General features: G+C 44.7%; 12 protein-coding genes. 5 read left to right on the top strand and 7 right to left on the bottom strand.

All coding sequences use genetic code 11. The annotated features are described in order from the left end of the window. Positions 1-24: 24 nt before the first annotated feature. Together BLW31_RS14160 and BLW31_RS14165 are read left to right on the top strand one after the other, a co-directional pair. Positions 25-1,197, top strand: coding sequence for an iron-containing alcohol dehydrogenase (locus tag BLW31_RS14160; RefSeq protein WP_010538765.1), 1,173 nt, complete (start codon positions 25-27; stop codon positions 1,195-1,197). A 93-nt stretch (positions 1,198-1,290) separates the two neighbouring features. Further along, entirely contained in the window at positions 1,291-3,849 is a 2,559-nt protein-coding gene (locus tag BLW31_RS14165; protein ID WP_029425629.1) for a zinc-dependent metalloprotease, read from the top strand. Positions 3,850-3,893: 44 nt separating this feature from the next. Here the strand turns inward: BLW31_RS14165 and BLW31_RS14170 are convergent, their stop codons facing one another. The 7 genes from BLW31_RS14170 to BLW31_RS14200 all read right to left on the bottom strand — a co-directional run bounded on the left by BLW31_RS14170 (position 3,894) and on the right by BLW31_RS14200 (position 9,346). Then, the gene (locus BLW31_RS14170; protein WP_010538763.1) at positions 3,894-4,892 is read right to left on the bottom strand and encodes a Fic family protein; all 999 of its coding nucleotides are present in this window, start codon (positions 4,890-4,892) and stop codon (positions 3,894-3,896) included. A gap of 187 nt (positions 4,893-5,079) precedes the next feature. Continuing rightward, positions 5,080-5,526, bottom strand: coding sequence for an N-acetylmuramoyl-L-alanine amidase (locus BLW31_RS14175; RefSeq protein ID WP_010538762.1), 447 nt, complete (start codon positions 5,524-5,526; stop codon positions 5,080-5,082). A 12-nt stretch (positions 5,527-5,538) separates the two neighbouring features. Next, positions 5,539-5,844, bottom strand: coding sequence for a hypothetical protein (locus tag BLW31_RS14180; RefSeq protein ID WP_010538761.1), 306 nt, complete (start codon positions 5,842-5,844; stop codon positions 5,539-5,541). 68 nt (positions 5,845-5,912) lie between these two features. Further along, positions 5,913-6,413: an HU family DNA-binding protein gene (locus tag BLW31_RS14185; protein WP_010538760.1), complete on the bottom strand. Its 501-nt coding sequence runs from the start codon at positions 6,411-6,413 to the stop codon at positions 5,913-5,915. Positions 6,414-6,600: 187 nt separating this feature from the next. After that, positions 6,601-7,980, bottom strand: coding sequence for a replicative DNA helicase (dnaB, locus tag BLW31_RS14190; RefSeq protein WP_010538759.1), 1,380 nt, complete (start codon positions 7,978-7,980; stop codon positions 6,601-6,603). Further along, positions 7,970-8,602 (bottom strand): LvrA C-terminal domain-related protein, encoded by a 633-nt coding sequence (locus BLW31_RS14195; RefSeq protein ID WP_010538758.1) that lies wholly within the window; start codon positions 8,600-8,602, stop codon positions 7,970-7,972. The genes dnaB and BLW31_RS14195 overlap by 11 nt, the downstream gene beginning before the upstream one ends. Before the next feature lie 444 nt (positions 8,603-9,046). Beyond that, positions 9,047-9,346, bottom strand: a complete 300-nt coding sequence (locus BLW31_RS14200) for a DUF4248 domain-containing protein (RefSeq protein ID WP_010538757.1) — start codon at positions 9,344-9,346, stop codon at positions 9,047-9,049. A gap of 376 nt (positions 9,347-9,722) precedes the next feature. Between BLW31_RS14200 and BLW31_RS14205 the strand changes: the two genes are divergently transcribed. From BLW31_RS14205 to BLW31_RS14220, 3 genes are all read left to right on the top strand, one after another. Then, positions 9,723-10,661, top strand: a complete 939-nt coding sequence (locus BLW31_RS14205) for a tyrosine-type recombinase/integrase (protein ID WP_010538756.1) — start codon at positions 9,723-9,725, stop codon at positions 10,659-10,661. Positions 10,662-11,163: 502 nt separating this feature from the next. Next, positions 11,164-15,000 (top strand): coiled-coil domain-containing protein, encoded by a 3,837-nt coding sequence (locus BLW31_RS14215; RefSeq protein WP_010538755.1) that lies wholly within the window; start codon positions 11,164-11,166, stop codon positions 14,998-15,000. Between the two features lie 150 nt (positions 15,001-15,150). Next, on the top strand, positions 15,151-16,242 hold the full coding sequence (locus tag BLW31_RS14220; RefSeq protein WP_029425628.1) for an OmpA family protein: 1,092 nt from the start codon (positions 15,151-15,153) through the stop codon (positions 16,240-16,242). The last annotated feature ends 146 nt before the right edge of the window (positions 16,243-16,388 follow it).

Genomic DNA, 16,388 nt, shown 5'->3' on the forward strand with positions numbered 1-16,388 from the left:
TAAAGACTTACTAAAAGTACGACAATGAACAATTTTATCTTTTATAGTCCTACCGAATTTGTATTCGGGCGGGATACGGAAACTCAAACGGGAGCACTGGTACAGAAGTACGGTGCACGAAAAGTAATGATTGTCTATGGAGGCGGTTCGGTAGTGCGCAGCGGTCTGCTTGCCCGTGTGGAAGACTCCTTGCGGAAAGCAGGCATTCCTTATTGTATGCTGGGTGGAGTACAGCCTAATCCCATAGATACGAAAGTATATGAAGGTATCGACCTGTGCCGGAAAGAAAACGTTGACATGATGCTTGCGGTAGGAGGCGGTTCGGTGATTGATACAGCGAAAGCCATTGCTGCCGGAGTACCTTATGACGGTGACTTCTGGGATTTCTACATAGGAAAATCCATCGTGGCCAAAGCACTGAAGGTTGCTGTCGTGCTGACGATTCCCGCTGCCGGAAGTGAAGGTTCCGGCAATACCGTGATCACTAAAGTCGACGGATTGCAGAAATTAAGCCTGCGTGCGCCCGGCGTGCTGCGTCCTGTATTTGCGGTGATGAATCCTGAACTGACTTATACACTTCCTCCCTTCCAGACTGCCTGTGGCATTGCCGATATGATGGCGCACATTATGGAGCGTTACTTTACCAATACAAAAGAAGTAGAGATAGGCGACCGCCTGTGCGAAGGCACATTGCTTGCCATTATCAAAGAAGCGGCAACGGTGATGAAAGAACCCGAAAACTACGGTGCCCGTGCCAATCTGATGTGGTGTGGAACCATCGCCCATAACGGAACATGCGGGGTCGGTTGCGAAGAAGACTGGGCTTCCCATTTCCTCGAACATGAAATCAGTGCTATCTACAATGTTACTCATGGAGCCGGTCTGTCTGTGATCTTCCCTGCCTGGATGACATGGATGACAGAACACAATGTAGATAAAATAGCCCAATATGCTGTTCGTGTGTGGGGAGTGGAAGAGTCGGACGATAAAAAGAAAGTGGCACTTGAAGGGATTGCCCGCTTGAAAGCTTTCTTCAAATCGATTGGCTTACCTGTAACCTTCAAAGAACTGGGTATAGAAAATCCGGATATTGACCGCCTTGCAGATAGTCTGCATCGCAATAAAGGTGAATTTGTGGGTAACTATGTGAAGCTGACAAAGAAAGACAGTAAGGAGATCTACCGCCTGGCATTATAAAAAACGATCATACGCCGGAATGATTATAGTTTTGGATAGTTCGTTCAAATAATTATCTTTGTATTTCAAATAAATACATATAATATTGGACACATGAAGAAATTAGTCTCAACTCTAATGATTCTGGCGATGCTCATTCCATCAGTCGGGGCGCAATCTACAGACATTTTTAAAAAGAAGAAGAAAAAGAAAGGAAAGACAGAGGAAGTAGCCAAAGTCAAAACCGATTCTGTTGCCAACAGGAAGAAAGATGCCTTGCAACCTTATGCAAGAGTAATTACCGGCAAGGCTAAAACGATGAATGGCTTCTTCAAAGTGCACAATGTAGAAGGCAGATATTATTTTGAAATTCCCGACTCGCTCTTCGGACGTGATGTACTGATAGTGAATCGGATCGTGAAGGCTCCCGTAGATATGCAAAAGCGCAAAGTCGGTTATCCGGGAGATCAGATCGGAGATGAAGTGATCCGTTTCGAAAAGGGAAATGGCGATAAACTGTTTGTTCGTGAAATCTCTTATATTGAACATTCTTCGGATACATTAGGATTGTATCAGGCAGTACTGAATTCTAATGTACAGCCCATTATAGCCACTTTTCCTCTGAAAACGGTCCGTAAAGAAGGCGAGACGAACAATTACGTCATAGATATGACTGACTATATCCGCAGGGATAACAAACTGTTTTCATTTGAAAGCCGTGCGAAAAACAATGCCGGGATAGGAGGTATGGTAGATGATGCCAGCTATATTGATACTCTGAAGGCATTTCCGCGTAATATCGAAGTCCGTACGGTACGTACTTTTCAGCGGAGAGCCTCATCACCTGCAGGAGCCGGAACATCCGTGTCTTCCGCTCCAAGTTCTCCGTTGACATACGAGCTGAACAGTTCTATGATGTTACTCCCCAAAGAACCGATGAAATCAAGACTGTATGATAGCAGAGTAGGTTACTTTGCTGTCAGCTACAAGGATTTTGACGAAAATCCTCAGGGGGTGGAGTATAAAGCGAAGATTACCCGCTGGCGTCTTGAGCCGAAAGACGAGGATATAGAAAAATACCTGAAGGGAGAACTGGTGGAACCAAAGAATCCGATTGTGATCTATATCGATCCGGCCACTCCCAAGAAGTGGGTACCTTACTTGATTCAAGGTGTCAATGACTGGCAGAAAGCTTTTGAAAAGGCCGGATTTAAGAATGCCATTATAGGCAAAGAAGCTCCGACAGACGATCCTGAATGGAGTTTGGAGGATGCGCGTCATTCCGCTATCGTATATAAACCTTCCGATATTCCAAATGCGAGCGGTCCTCATGTACACGACCCTCGCAGCGGTGAGATTCTGGAAACGCATATCAACTGGTATCACAATGTGATGAGCCTGTTGTACAACTGGTATATCGTGCAGGCTGGAGCTGTCGATCCGGGTGCACGCAAACCTCTGTTTGACGATGAATTGATGGGGCAGCTGATTCGTTTTGTATCTTCTCATGAAGTAGGCCATACGTTGGGACTGCGTCACAACTTCGGCTCTTCCAGCACGGTTCCTGTAGAAAAGCTACGAGACAAAGCATGGGTGGAAGCCAACGGTCATACTCCTTCTATCATGGATTATGCACGGTTTAATTATGTAGCGCAGCCCGAAGATAACATATCCCGTGCCGGAATCTTCCCCCGCATCGGTATGTACGATGAGTGGGCTATCGAATGGGGATATCGCTGGATGCCCGAATATAAGACGCCCGAAGCCGAAATCCCTCACATGAACAAGTGGATTATCAGTAAACTACAAGAGGATAAACGTTACACTTTTGGTACGGAAAGTGACCGGAACGATCCTCGTAATCAGAATGAGGATTTGGGTGACGATGCTGTATTGGCGAGCACTTATGGTATCAAAAATCTGAAACGCATCATGCCTGAAATTATGAACTGGACTTACGAACCGAACGAAGGCTACGCTAAAGCATCCAGTCTGTATCAGAATATAGTGGGGCAGTTTAATCTGTATATGCGTCATGTAGCGACGAATGTGGGTGGTATTTATAGTACCCCGGTTTCCGTAGAGCAGACTGACGTCAAAGCAATGGAATATGTACCCAAAGATATTCAGAGAAAAGCAGTTATCTTTTTGAATAAGGAACTGTTTAATACTCCCAACTGGTTGCTGGATAAGAAGCTTGCCGAAAGAGCCAGAATCAACACTTACAATGCTGTATTCCGTGTACAGAGCAGCATTCTGAAGCAACTCTTAAGCAAGAACACGTTGGATAAAATGACAAACGATGAATTCTTGAACGGTACAAAGGCATATACAGCCAATAACCTGTTTACTGACTTGAAGAAAGGTATCTGGAGCGATCTGCAAGGCGGTAAGAGACCGGATTATGCCCAGCGTAATTTGCAGAAAGTTTATGTCAACGCTTTGATCTCGATGATTGATAAGCCGAAAGGTAACTCTTCATCGCTTCTGGGTATGATGACGAGTGTTTTATCCTCGTCTGATTCTCCTTCCGAAGCACCGACAATTGCCCGTGGACAGTTGCTCGAATTAAGGAGGTCATTGGCAAGTGCGGCAAGTGCTTCTACGGGGATTGTCCGGAGTCACTATCTGAACTTGCAGGCACTGATTGATGCAGCTTTTGATGCACGATAAGGTATAGTTTAAATGAAAGGTTGACATTGAGGTCAACCTTTCATTTAAACTATAATTTCCCAGTATCCGTTTTTGTTTGATCCAACTCGCTGAATCATTCCTTTTTGCTTTAATGATGTGATCAAACGTTCGCTATGCCTCAGACTGATACCTAGAAGTCCGGCGATTTCTTTGGCGGTGATTTGATTGTTTTTTCTCAAAAGTTCCAGAACTTTTTGTTCGTTTATACCGACATTTATACCGACATTTATACCGACATCCTTTGTCGCTTTCATTGTTACTATAGAATCGCCTTGCCGTTTCTTTAGTGTTTCGTATATTTCTTGTAGCATGAAGTCAATGAATATACCACTATTTACAGCATCAGTACTTCGGTTTATAGCATTATAATAGGCTTGTTGATTGGCGAATACCATATTCTCTACCGGTAAGTGTTCGAATACAGGATGGAGTTTGCCTAATATCAGCGATTGCCATAAACGTCCTATTCTCCCGTTTCCATCACTGAATGGATGAATAAATTCAAACTCATAATGAAAAACACAGCTTTTTATTAATAAATGATCATCCGACTTTCGTAACCATTCAAACAAATCTTTGATAAGATAAGGAACGCGGTCGGCAGGAGGCGCCATGTGGATCAACTGTGTGCCTGCGAATACTCCGACACCTCCTTGACGAAAGTGTCCTGTATTGTCTACCAGTGCTTCCGTCATTATTTTATGTGCTATCAGTAAGTCGTCTACCGAGTAGGGATCGAAAGTGTGATATGAATTGTAGGTTTTGATGGCGTTTCGTACCTCCTGTATTTCACGGATGGGAGCTACTATATGCTTCCCGTCAAGGATATCTGTAATTTGACTTTCAGATAGGGTATTTCCTTCAATAGCCAGTGAACCTTGAATGGTCTTAATTCGGTTGATTTTTCGCAATAGCAAGGCATCTTCCTGCTCCATACGGATGGCATATCGTTCTACCAATGCGGAGATATCCGCTATTAAGTGAATGGTGCGGGGAGATATGGTGAAAGGCGGAGTATACATGCTAAAATATAAAAGTTTCTAGGTTTATTACTTTCTACAAAGATAGCATTAATTTCCTTCAGAGGAGATATCCCGACAATCTATTTTATAAATGTAGAAACTCCAACTGCTCCGACTTCGTTTGGTCGGGCAATTGGAGTTTTCTTGTTTATAAGCTATTCAATTGAAGCTTTACTTGATTTCTGCCTCATGCTTTCCAGTTATTTTCCGCATCGAAGCAAGGGCACGCTTTCACCCATTCTTCCGGTTCTATCTCTCCGTTCTCATTCCGGTCGGGACTAAGGTCACGGTGACCGCATACGCGGCATTCCGGATAATCCTTCAATAAAGTAAGAATCAGTACTCGCAGTGAATGTTTCTGCCATTCGGTCCGGGTATCTTTGGGGCGACCTTTGCTGTCAAGCCCGCCTTCATAGCAGATACCGATACTTTCTCTGTTGAATCCTTTGGCGTGGGCACCGATCTTTTCTATCGGTCGGGTAGACTTTATATCCCCGTTTTTGCGGATATAAAAATGATAGCCCGCTCCGTTGAATCCGCGTCGGCGATGGCAGACGTCCAGGTCATATTCCGTGAAATCCTTGTCTTCGCGTGTGGCGGAGCAGTGAATTACGATTAAGTTGATCGTTCTCATGATTGTCCGGCATTATGCTTCAGAGATGGATGCTTCGCTTTGAGTACGTTGTATGCACTCTTTGTTTATGCACTGTAATGCGGCAGCCTGTGTCAGTTGCTCTCTCAGCGAAAAGATTTCGGCGTGCATCTCTTTCATTCTCGCACTAAGGTCGAAATAATCTTTCAGTACCTTTTCCAGCTGCTCCATCAGGAAGGTATACTGGTCTTTCACCAGCTCGCTGAATTCTTTGACGTTTTGCGCCATCGCTTTACGCTTTTTACGATTACCCAGAAAAGGGAGGATAGTCATAATAATCTCGATAATTTTATCTAGCATTTTTTTAATGGATAATTGATAATGGGGGTGAGTTATATGTTAAGGTTGGTTCGATATGGTATCTCCTGTTAAACTGTCGGGTCCGGAGCTTCCTCTTCGCCTCCGGTATTTCCTCCTCCTCCTCCGGCATTTTCGCCTTCCGTGTCACCTTTGCTTGCCAGTACGAATTCCACGTTGTTTTCACTTCGTGTACTGGTGTGGCTTGCGTTCACCAGATGCAATGCTTTATCCGCTACAAACCGGACATTCACCCTGCGGATGCTTCGGACCGTGCAATCTTTTTCCTTCTCTGTCCCCTCGCTGCATAGTGTGATGTGAAATGTTCCCAAACCGTCGATCTTCACTTTGTCGCCTTGTGTGAGTGACAGGCGGAGCTGCTCTACAAAAGCTTCGATGGCATGTTTTACATCTCCTGCTGTGAGTGAAGAGTTGGCTTCGATGGCATCTGCCAGTTTTTCGACGTCCATCACTCTGACTGTTCCCGATTTCTGGCGTACGTAATACAGCATCGGAGAATTCTCTTGACTCATGTACTTTCTACGCTGATAGCGTTCTACTGAAACATTCATAATTTTAAAAAGTTAAGGTTTAAGTAATAATAATTTTGTTTCTCTATGACATTGCAAATATACGAAATATAAGAGGCAAAGTCAAGCATTATGCTCTTTATTTTACTGCAAATATGAAATAAAATCGGAAAATATTTAATCTTATATTATGTAATATAATATTGTAGTTATGGTTCCGGGAATTTTTTTATTTTGCTTGTTTCAGCAATACTTCCAGTGGTGGTGTATAGTCCGTAATTTTCGTTAGAGAAGGGTTGTGGCTGAAGTATGCGTTCCCTGTCTCTCCATTGCGTTGTTTGGCTACGATGACTACTCCCAGCCCTTCGGTCGGATAACCGCTTTCGCGGTCGGTAGTGATTCGTGCCAGTGCAGGGCGGTAGAGTAGCATCACTACATCAGCATCTTGCTCGATGGCGCCGCTTTCACGCAGATGGAATAGTTCCGGTCGACCACCGGGACGGCCTTCCGATTCGCGGTTTAGCTGGCAAAGTAATACGACGGGAACGTTCAGTTCCTTGGCGATCAATTTAGCCTTGCGGGTGGCTTGTGCCACTTCCTGTTCACGGTTGCGGTTCTTCTGTCCGGTGCTCATGTCGCAAAGTTGCAGGTAGTCGATGATGATCAGATCGCATGTACCCTTGCTTTTAAGGAGCCGTGCGCTGGAGCGTACATGGTCCATGCTGGTCGAAGTGCTGTCGTCTACGTGTATCGGTAGTCGTGCCAGTTCTGCGGCGGTGGTGTGTGCTTCCGCCACTTCGTGCGGGTTAGGGATGCCTGTGCGCCAGCGGTAAGGGTTGATGTCGCCGGCGGACAACAGCCAGCGGTCGGCAAGGCGTTCTCCTTGCATCTCAAGGCTGTAGACAGTGACGGCATGTCCCTGCATGGCAGCCTGCCGCGCCAGATGGAGGGCGAAGGCGGTTTTCCCGACCGAGGGGCGTGCGGCGATGACGGTGAGTTCTCCGTTTTGCAGTCCGGATGTCATGTGGTTCAGGTCTGTCAGGCCGGTAGGGATGCCGGTGATTCCGTTCACGCTTTTGGCGATACGCTGTTCGGCTTCTTTCATCGTGTCGGTCATCAGTGCGTCCATGTCGCGCATGTGGTCGTTGTGTCCGAATTCACCTTCCAGGCGGTCGAGCAGGTTGTGTGCGTCTATCAGTGTGTCGGCTATGTCCATTGTTTCGTCCAGAGAGCAGGCGAGGAGTTTGTTGAGTCCCAGTATCATTTCTCGCCGCAGATATTTCTCGTGTACGATCTGCATGTGATATTCGATATGCGCCGAGGTGGCTACTTTGCTGCTCAGTTGCGTGATGCCGAATGCTCCTCCGGCTTCTTCCAGCTTGCCCCGGTGGGCAAGTTCTTCTTTGACGGTGAGGATGTCGATCTTCATTCCTGCCCGGTACATGGCAAGCAGGGCGGCGTAGATCACTTGGTGGCTCGTGGTGTAGAACATTTCCGGGCGCAGTGTGTCGGCTGCGAGCGGCATGGCTTCCTGTTCTATCAGGCAGGCCCCCAGGATGGCTTCTTCTATCTCCGGGGCCTGTGGGGAAACTCTGTTGTCAGTATTCATTCAGAAAGGCTTTATTGGATAAATAACTGCAGGCATGTAGGATGAATTTCACGTTTGTCTGATGATAATAATACTCTTCGATGTTGTCGATGGCGAGTTGCTGTTCTTTTTCGCTCAGCTTTTTCCAGATACGCTGCGCTTTGGCGATGTTCTCTTTGGGAAGCTGCAGGATGTTGTGGAAGTCGTCCCAGAAGAGGCGGAACTTTTCGTCGCTGGTTTTTCGGGCGTTTTCTTTTTTCTCGCCGACGAGTGCCGAAATGTTTGTCCAGTTTTCGTAGTTGACCACTCGGATATGCAGGGCGGTGGTGTCGTTGTGAGGAATGATTTCGATGATTCCGTTTGTTTTCAGTTGTTGTATGAAGCGGTAAGTTCTGCTCGTTGGCCAGTGGAAAATGGCGCTCCAGCTGCGGTAGCTGTGCAGGCTTTCACCTCTTTTGCACACGATGGTGTGTTTTTGGCGGTCGGTGAGTTTTGTTTCCGAGTAGTTGACTTTTATAAGAAGTTTCAGGAAAGCTTCTATTTCTCCTTCGTGTGGGCTGCAGCCTGTAAGTTGCTCTTTCAGCAGAGCTTTTGGGATGATGATGTAGCCATATCCGATGGCCTGGCAATTCATTTTTTGCATATGATATTCTGTTTTTTAAATTTTGTCCAAAAGTAGGTTGATTGCTGTTCGAATCCTAAACGGATGTACGTGCTTGGACGTGTTGGGATGTAATATTCCTCGTGGTGACGTAAATAGCTGCTTTTGGCGCATGTTGTTTTTTTGTGCGGTATACGTTGGAGGAAGATCGTGAAACAGAGGCTTCGTCTGATGCAAACAGAGCCTCTGTTTATAGTAAACGAAGCCTCTGTCCGGTCATTTTGGAGCCTCTGTTTGAGGGTGAAAAAAGGGCATTTTTGTGGAACGCACAGCGGAACACTCTAAGGAGTGAGGTAATCTTCTGACATTTAATGGAATATGTCTGTTGAGAAAAATCTTTTGAAACGCAGGGCGGAACCATAATAAGGGATAACTAATAAATTATATATTTAAAAATATATAGTTCGATTTTCACTTTTTGGGCGTTTAAACTCGTTTGTTGTCCGACTCGTTTGCCTGGTTTTCCGACAGTGAAATGATGGGTGGTCCCCAGTACGCCCAAATGATTTGCTGCATCTTCGGACTTAGCAAAGTCGTGTGTTCGGTGTAGCTTGCTGCGGTGAGCTCTGCTTTGAGCTGCAAGTTGGCGTCTATTGTGTCGCGCATTCTTTTTCTGGCTGCATTGCAGTCCGGATGTCCTTGAAAGTATTCCGTAGCTAATTGGGTAAAATGTTTAAATCCCTTGATGATGTAATCTTTGGATACTTCTTTTTCTACTTTTATCATATTCTTATATTTAGTTTTTATAAACCGCTATTTGTGGCTTATTTTCTGCAAAGTTATGAAAAATAAATTAATTGAATAGTATAAAATTATTTAGTTTTATTTTCGTTTTTCATATCTGTAAATTTATATGTATATGCTTGCTTTATAAAATTTGTAATTAGAACTATTTGTTAATTATAATAACTGTTTATTCGCAGCGAAAACTTTGTGCGAAAAAACATACCGGTTTCTTTTTTTGTTGTTTTACTTTCGGAGGTATGGTCAAATCCGCTGATTGGATAACCTGCCGATGAATGAATATATGTCTGTAGGGTATTTGGGAGAGATGCTAAAATATTCCTATATTTATCGTGTAATTTAATTAATAGTAAGTAAAATGTTGAAAGTAGTAGCATTTATGAAGCAAGTAGCGGTGGGGCTACAGATGGAGGGAAACTTTGGTACTGCACACGTTTATCGCAGCAGTCTCAATGCCATTATTGCTTATCATGGGAAAAGGGATTTTGCATTTGATGAAGTAACCCCTGAATGGTTGAAGGGCTTCGAGATTTACCTTCGTAGCCGTGGATGTAGCTGGAACACTGTTTCCACTTATTTACGCACGTTTCGTGCGGTCTATAATCGTGCGGTGGATGGTCGCATGGCTTCTTACGTACCCAATCTGTTTCGTTCTGTCTATACGGGTACCCGTGCGGATCACAAGCGTGCCTTGTGTGATGAAGATATGAAAAAGGTGTTCGCTGGGGTGTCTTCGTCTTCTGTCGTGCCTGCCGGCATGCGGCGCTCACAGGAATTGTTCATCCTGATGTTTTTGCTTCGCGGTCTTCCTTTTGTCGATCTTGCCTATTTGCGTAAAAGTGATTTGCGTGATCATGTGATAACTTACCGCAGGCGTAAGACGGGTCGTTCTCTGTCGGTTACTGTGACTCCGGAAGCGATGGCAATCCTGAAGAAGTATATAAGTCGTGACGACACATCTCCTTATTTATTTCCTCTGTTGAAAAGTGGTGAGGGGACGAAGGAAGCATATCGCGAATATCAATCGGCATTACGCAGCTTCAATCAGCAACTCATGCTTCTGGGCGAATGGCTGGCGCTGAACGACAGACTCAGCTCGTACACTGCCCGTCACACTTGGGCGACGACCGCCTATCATTGCGAAATTCATCCGGGTATTATCTCCGAGGCGATGGGGCATTCCTCCATCACTGTGACGGAGACGTATCTGAAACCTTTCCGTAGTAGGAAAATTGATGAAGCCAACACACAAATAATCAGTTATGTAAAGCATTCGGTGATAGGAATATCTGCCTGATAGCTAGTCCGTTACTTTGTAGGTAACGGAGCTAAATAGCGTTGCAAAGATGGAGATATTTTGGAAAACATGCAAACAAAAAAGATATTTTTTCTGATAAACTACTAAAAAAAGAGAAATAACACGATAAAACAGCGATTTTCTTAGTATTAGAGTGTTTCACCCTTCTAATTTAGATAAAAGAATTTCCTCCCCTCTGCCTCTTCTCAGAAGCAGGGGTAAAGATGTTTCATTACCAATTCAGACATTTTCCGGTATTGACTACCCTTTTGGGGCAGGTACAAAGGTTTTCCCGTTACCTACAAAGTAACGGGTAAAGTGTGCATAGACTATATACTTCAGAGTATATTGTATAAGGCAAATGTAGGTGAAATAATTTAAGAAAAGGAGGTTATGCAAGGAATGAAAGGAGTAAAACATGGGATTTATGGGAATTGATAATCCAAAACAAGAACTATATTTTTATTATTTTTTTAATTTATAAATTAAAAGTTTTTTTATCATGAACAAAAAGTATTTAAGTGCAATCCTGTTTGGAACGCTGTTGGCGGCTTCAACAGGTACATTTACTTCTTGTAAAGACTACGATGACGACATCAAGGCGTTACAAGAACAAATCGACAAAAACGGAACTACCGTTGGCACTCTACAAGAACAGTTGACTGCTCAGCTGACTGCCTTGCAGGCTGCTTTGCAGACAGCCCAGTCTACTGCTGACGCTGCCAAGGCCGACGCTGCCAAAGCCCAGGCCGCTGCCGATGCTGCCAAAGCTGCCGGTGACGCTGCCGCTGCCGAAGCTGCCCAAGCCAAAGTTTTAGCAGAAGCGGCAAAACAGGCCGCTGCCGACGCCGAAGCTAAAGCGCTCGCTAAAATCACGGAAGAAGTAACTGCGATGAAAGAGTATGTAGACTCTTCTATCGCTGAAATCAACGCGACCAAGGCTGACAAGAAAGACCTGGAAGCCGCTATTGTGCAATTCAATGAAGACATTGAGGGTGTCATTCAGTTGCTCGGTGGTAGGATTGACGGTGTTCAAGCCGAATTAAGTACACTGACAGGCACTGTAGACGGTCTTAAGGGGGATGTGGTCACCAACGCGAACAATATCCAGACCGCTCAAGACGCTATCAAGACTTTGATTGCTGCGGACGAGAACCTTCAACTTCAGTTGGATGCCTTGAAAGCTTATGATAAGGAATTGAAAGGCATGATAGACGCCAACAAGATAGAAGCTGACGAAGCTCTTGCGCAAGCTATTAAGAAAGCTGAGGATGAACTGAAAGCCGCTCAGGAAGCAAACCAAAAATTGTGGGATGCGCAGACAGAGGAAAACAGTGCATTGCGCGGACTGATAGGTGACAATGCAAAGGATATTAAGGACTTGCAAGGTGATTTGGTGCAAACTAATAAGGACCTCAAAGATCTGGGAGATAGAATCGATGGCGAGCTGGATAAAATCAAAGCAGATATGGGTAAACTTGGAGAAAGAATTACTACTCTGGATACCACTCTTAGAACTCTCATCTCTACAGAAATCAGTAACTTGCATGTATTGATCGTCGCTCGCTTGAGCAGCATCGCGTTTGCTCCGGATTATATTGTAGACGGTGTGGAAGCTGTTAAATTCAGTTCTTTGCAGTATAGCGCAATGAGCCCGAATGAAAATGCTTCACTTCCTATCGTGACTAAGTATGCTTACTCTGTAGGTGCTCCTGCAATTGCCAGCTACCATTTCAATCCGAAGAGCTTTAATTTGGGAAATGCTACTTATAGCTATCTTGACCGTGCTGTAACTATTATTGAAACTGGAACTCGCGCGGCAGGCAGCAATTTGGTAGATATCATCGGGCAACCGATCAAGAATACCGCTACAGGAACTGTTGACTTTACACTTCGTCGTAAGCATGCCAATGTCAGACCGGCAGAAGATAAAACAAACATGATTGCTTTGCAGGCAACTATGACCGGTGATCCTGCCCAGAAGGATGCAGACCCCGTAATTACTTCTCCATATGTAGCTGTATATGACGATCTGATCACTCCTGAAGACATCTTTATTGCCGACGGAGCGACTTTGGCAACTGGAAACACTGCTCATTTCGCAGCAACGTTCAGTGCATGTAAGACTACACTCGTTCGTTACGAAATGGCATATGACAAAGTGTTTGACTTGAAGTCATTGGTAGCTACTTGTCTTGTGAAGGACGATTCACATGAAGCGTTCCCTGTTGAAGATTATGAATTGTCATACCGCTTTGCTGTAGCATCTTCTGAGTATAATGTACAAAGTGGCTTTACTATAACTAATCAGCAGAAAGACTTGGTATGTACAGATGCTGAGAAGGGTACTTTCGAGGCGATTGCTGATAATGGACATAACCCGGAATTTGTAGGACGTACTCCTATTTTCAAGGTTGAGTTGGTAGACAAGGCCGGTAATGTAGTTCGTCGCGGCTTCGTGAAAGTTGAGATCGTAGCAGAGAAGACTCCTGATATGGCCGTGACTATAGAAGGTACTGAAACTTATGGCTGTGCAAATACGCAATCTAAACTGTATAAATTCGAAGAGGATTATCTGCGTGATAATATCTATCGTTTGATGAACAAGGGTGACGGTTCTGAACAAGGTATGAGTCATGAGGAATTCTGGAATACGTATGAATACCTAGAAACCTCAGTTCTTAAGAATGGTGTTGCTCTTCCGGGTATTACTGCACCGAGTCTGATTGACGGTGTAGCAACTGACGGCAAAGCTACTAAGATTGTAATTTGGCGATTCGCTCATGGACAGGTTGGAAATGTAGGTATAACTGGAGCTAACTTGTATGCTACTTTGACACTCCGCAATAAGGTTTCTTCTAATAAATATCCGAAATACATTCATTTCCATTTCGCAGTGAAAGTTAATTTGCCTGTCATTGCTTTGGATACGGAAAAGACAAAGGTAAATGATGCCTTCTGGGATAAGGATGCTGACGGTAAGTATATCGCGTTCAGAGTAAATGCCAAAAGACCGGGTGCTATCACTTCACCGGCTTCGGAATGTACAATCTCACAAGATATAACGAAAGCTTATGTTGATGGTACTTATACAGTTAATATACCGACTGGAGTATGCACTGAAAGTACGTACGAAATTGAATCAACTTATAGCAACGGTGTCAAAACAGCAAACGTTCTTACCGGTGTTCAGTTGAATGGAACGACCATTTCTTTGAACAAGAGTAATACTGCAGTTAAGGCAGCGTTGAATAGCGAAAAGGGATTGCAAGCTGTTATTATTCACAAGTATATGATTGAGAGTGGTGATACGTATATCGTGAACAGATTTAAGGTAACATTTATCCGTCCTGTCACTTTCACTATGCCTGATGGTATCACTGTAAAAGACGGTGCGACAGGTGGTGATGAAGTCAGCTTCCAGCACGATGGTTTGTTGACAGACTGGAGAGGTTACGCGATCACACATCCTGTTTGGGAATCGGTTGTAAAGACACACGGTAGGTGGAAAACAATTTGCGTGCCAGAGTACACTTATGTTGACGGACATTATAATAAGACAAAGGATGCTGAATTTAATCTTGAAACAGAGACAGTTACATTTACTACAGGAACTGACTTGAAGATGTATACCGGTCGAGAAAGTTATACAGTTCAAGAATATAGGCTAATAACTGCCGCCGACGGCACACAATATTGGGGTTGGATGACTATGGATTATAATAAGGTGTTTAATGTAACAGATGTGAAGATAAGTAAAGACGCTGTTCGTGTTGAACTTGCATTGCAAGCTGAGCGGTATGCTGCTAGTCAAGCTGTGCAGACCCGATGTGTGTCTAACGATGATGTTACTTACAACGAACACGTTATTACTGCATCAAGTGAAGTTTCCTTTACTAATATCACGGGCGTTAATTACGTGCCTGCTGTATATGAATATGTACCGGCTACAGAAGTGGAAATCAGTCATGAACATTCTCCAAAACCTCATTACGCAGGTACAGTGAACGGACAAACTTCCGGTTGCTGGGAATGGCATCAATGGGAGCACGATCACGAAGTTCTGGTTCCGGGTCAATTCTGGGATTATTACGGAGAGATCAAGAATGTCGTGCTTGATATAAATAATGTTAGCACAAGCTTGGAATACAACAATCATAAGTTGCCTGATGATGCAGTGCTGACACAAGGAGCTACTAACACTGTGAAGTATGAAAATGCTGAATCAAATATTGGCTATTCATATACCATCACTATCCCTGCTTCTATAGAATATGGCTGGGGTATCCTTAAGACAGACTTGATTCTTACGGCTGAGCCGGCAGGCAACAACAAGTAAGAAATCTAAGATAGTAATAAACTTTTAGACATGCTACAATCGAAAGGGTGCTCTGCTCAAAAGAGCACCCTTTTTATAACTACTTCCTGATAATGTGAGGGATGCAATGCAGATCATTCTGTGATAAAGACATTAAATACATAACATATGATGAAAATAAGAAATTTACTACTAGCCATACTGACTGTCAGTAGCACCTTGGCTTTCGCTCAAGAGCAGCGGATCAAGGAGGAGGGTAAAACCCTTTTTAATCCCCACTGGTTTATGCAAGTGCAAGTAGGAGCCGCTCATACGATAGGCGAAGCCAAATTTACCGATCTGATCTCTCCGGCAGCCGCCCTCAACGTGGGCTATAAGTTCGCTCCGGCATTCGGGGCGCGTATCGGTGTCAGCGGCTGGCAGGCTAGAGCGGGCTGGGTGACTCCCTCCCAATCTTATCAGTATAAATATCTTCAAGGCAACCTGGACCTGATGGCGGACCTCAGCGCTTTGTTCTGCGGCTTTAACCCCGACCGTGTATTCAATGGTTATCTTTTTGCCGGTGTAGGATTTAATCACGCTTTCGACAATGACGAAGCCAACGCGCTGGATACGCGTGCTTATGAAATGGAGTATCTGTGGCAGGACAGCCAGAACCTGGTAGCCGGACGTTTGGGCTTGGGCTGCGACCTTCGCCTGAATGACCGTCTGGCGATCAACATCGAAGGAAACGCCAATATCCTTTCCGATAAGTTCAATTCAAAGAAAGCGGGCAACTGCGACTGGCAATTTAACGTATTGGTGGGACTTAGTATCAAATTTGGCAAGAGTTATACCAAGACCGCTCCCGTTTATTACGAACCGGAGCCTGTAGTGGAACAGCCCAAAGCGGAACCTGTGGTAGAAAAGCCGCAGCCGAAACCTGCACCGGTGGTGACCGTCGAGCCGATGAAGCAAAGCGTCTTCTTCGCGCTGAATTCCGCAAAGATCCAGGATGACCAGCTTGCCAAAATAGAATCTTTGGTGAAGCATCTGGAAAAATATCCGACTGCCAAGGTAGCCGTCACCGGATACGCGGATAAGGAAACGGGTAACCCAGGCATCAATATGACCTTGTCAGAGAAGCGCGCGAACAACGTGGCGGACGTCTTGAAAGCGAAAGGCATTGCTGCGGACCGGATCGTGACTGACTTTAAAGGGGATACCGTACAACCGAACACGAATCCTACGGAAAATCGTGTCAGTATCTGCGTGGTAGAATAATGTTTGTATAAAGGCATAACCCTTTTTTAAGATATCTCATGTGCGGTGTTCCCCATTTTTCTTCGCTTTCCCGCGAAGAGCCTCACATGAGAATACCCCAAGGGAATCCGTGCTTGCGAAAGTATGTATTTCCGCAATGAACCCTT

Origin of the sequence: Bacteroides faecis MAJ27, from assembly GCF_900106755.1 — a bacterium.
Classification (GTDB): Bacteria; Bacteroidota; Bacteroidia; order Bacteroidales; family Bacteroidaceae; genus Bacteroides; species Bacteroides faecis.

What these genes read in the sequence shown, in the direction of transcription:
- BLW31_RS14160 (WP_010538765.1), top strand. Translation starts at nt 25, where the DNA reads ATGAACAATTTTATCTTTTATAGTCCTACCGAATTTGTATTCGGGCGG.
- BLW31_RS14165 (WP_029425629.1), top strand. Translation starts at nt 1,291, where the DNA reads ATGAAGAAATTAGTCTCAACTCTAATGATTCTGGCGATGCTCATTCCA.
- BLW31_RS14170 (WP_010538763.1), bottom strand. Translation starts at nt 4,892, where the DNA reads ATGTATACTCCGCCTTTCACCATATCTCCCCGCACCATTCACTTAATA.
- BLW31_RS14175 (WP_010538762.1), bottom strand. Translation starts at nt 5,526, where the DNA reads ATGAGAACGATCAACTTAATCGTAATTCACTGCTCCGCCACACGCGAA.
- BLW31_RS14180 (WP_010538761.1), bottom strand. Translation starts at nt 5,844, where the DNA reads ATGCTAGATAAAATTATCGAGATTATTATGACTATCCTCCCTTTTCTG.
- BLW31_RS14185 (WP_010538760.1), bottom strand. Translation starts at nt 6,413, where the DNA reads ATGAATGTTTCAGTAGAACGCTATCAGCGTAGAAAGTACATGAGTCAA.
- dnaB (WP_010538759.1), bottom strand. Translation starts at nt 7,980, where the DNA reads ATGAATACTGACAACAGAGTTTCCCCACAGGCCCCGGAGATAGAAGAA.
- BLW31_RS14195 (WP_010538758.1), bottom strand. Translation starts at nt 8,602, where the DNA reads ATGCAAAAAATGAATTGCCAGGCCATCGGATATGGCTACATCATCATC.
- BLW31_RS14200 (WP_010538757.1), bottom strand. Translation starts at nt 9,346, where the DNA reads ATGATAAAAGTAGAAAAAGAAGTATCCAAAGATTACATCATCAAGGGA.
- BLW31_RS14205 (WP_010538756.1), top strand. Translation starts at nt 9,723, where the DNA reads ATGTTGAAAGTAGTAGCATTTATGAAGCAAGTAGCGGTGGGGCTACAG.
- BLW31_RS14215 (WP_010538755.1), top strand. Translation starts at nt 11,164, where the DNA reads ATGAACAAAAAGTATTTAAGTGCAATCCTGTTTGGAACGCTGTTGGCG.
- BLW31_RS14220 (WP_029425628.1), top strand. Translation starts at nt 15,151, where the DNA reads ATGAAAATAAGAAATTTACTACTAGCCATACTGACTGTCAGTAGCACC.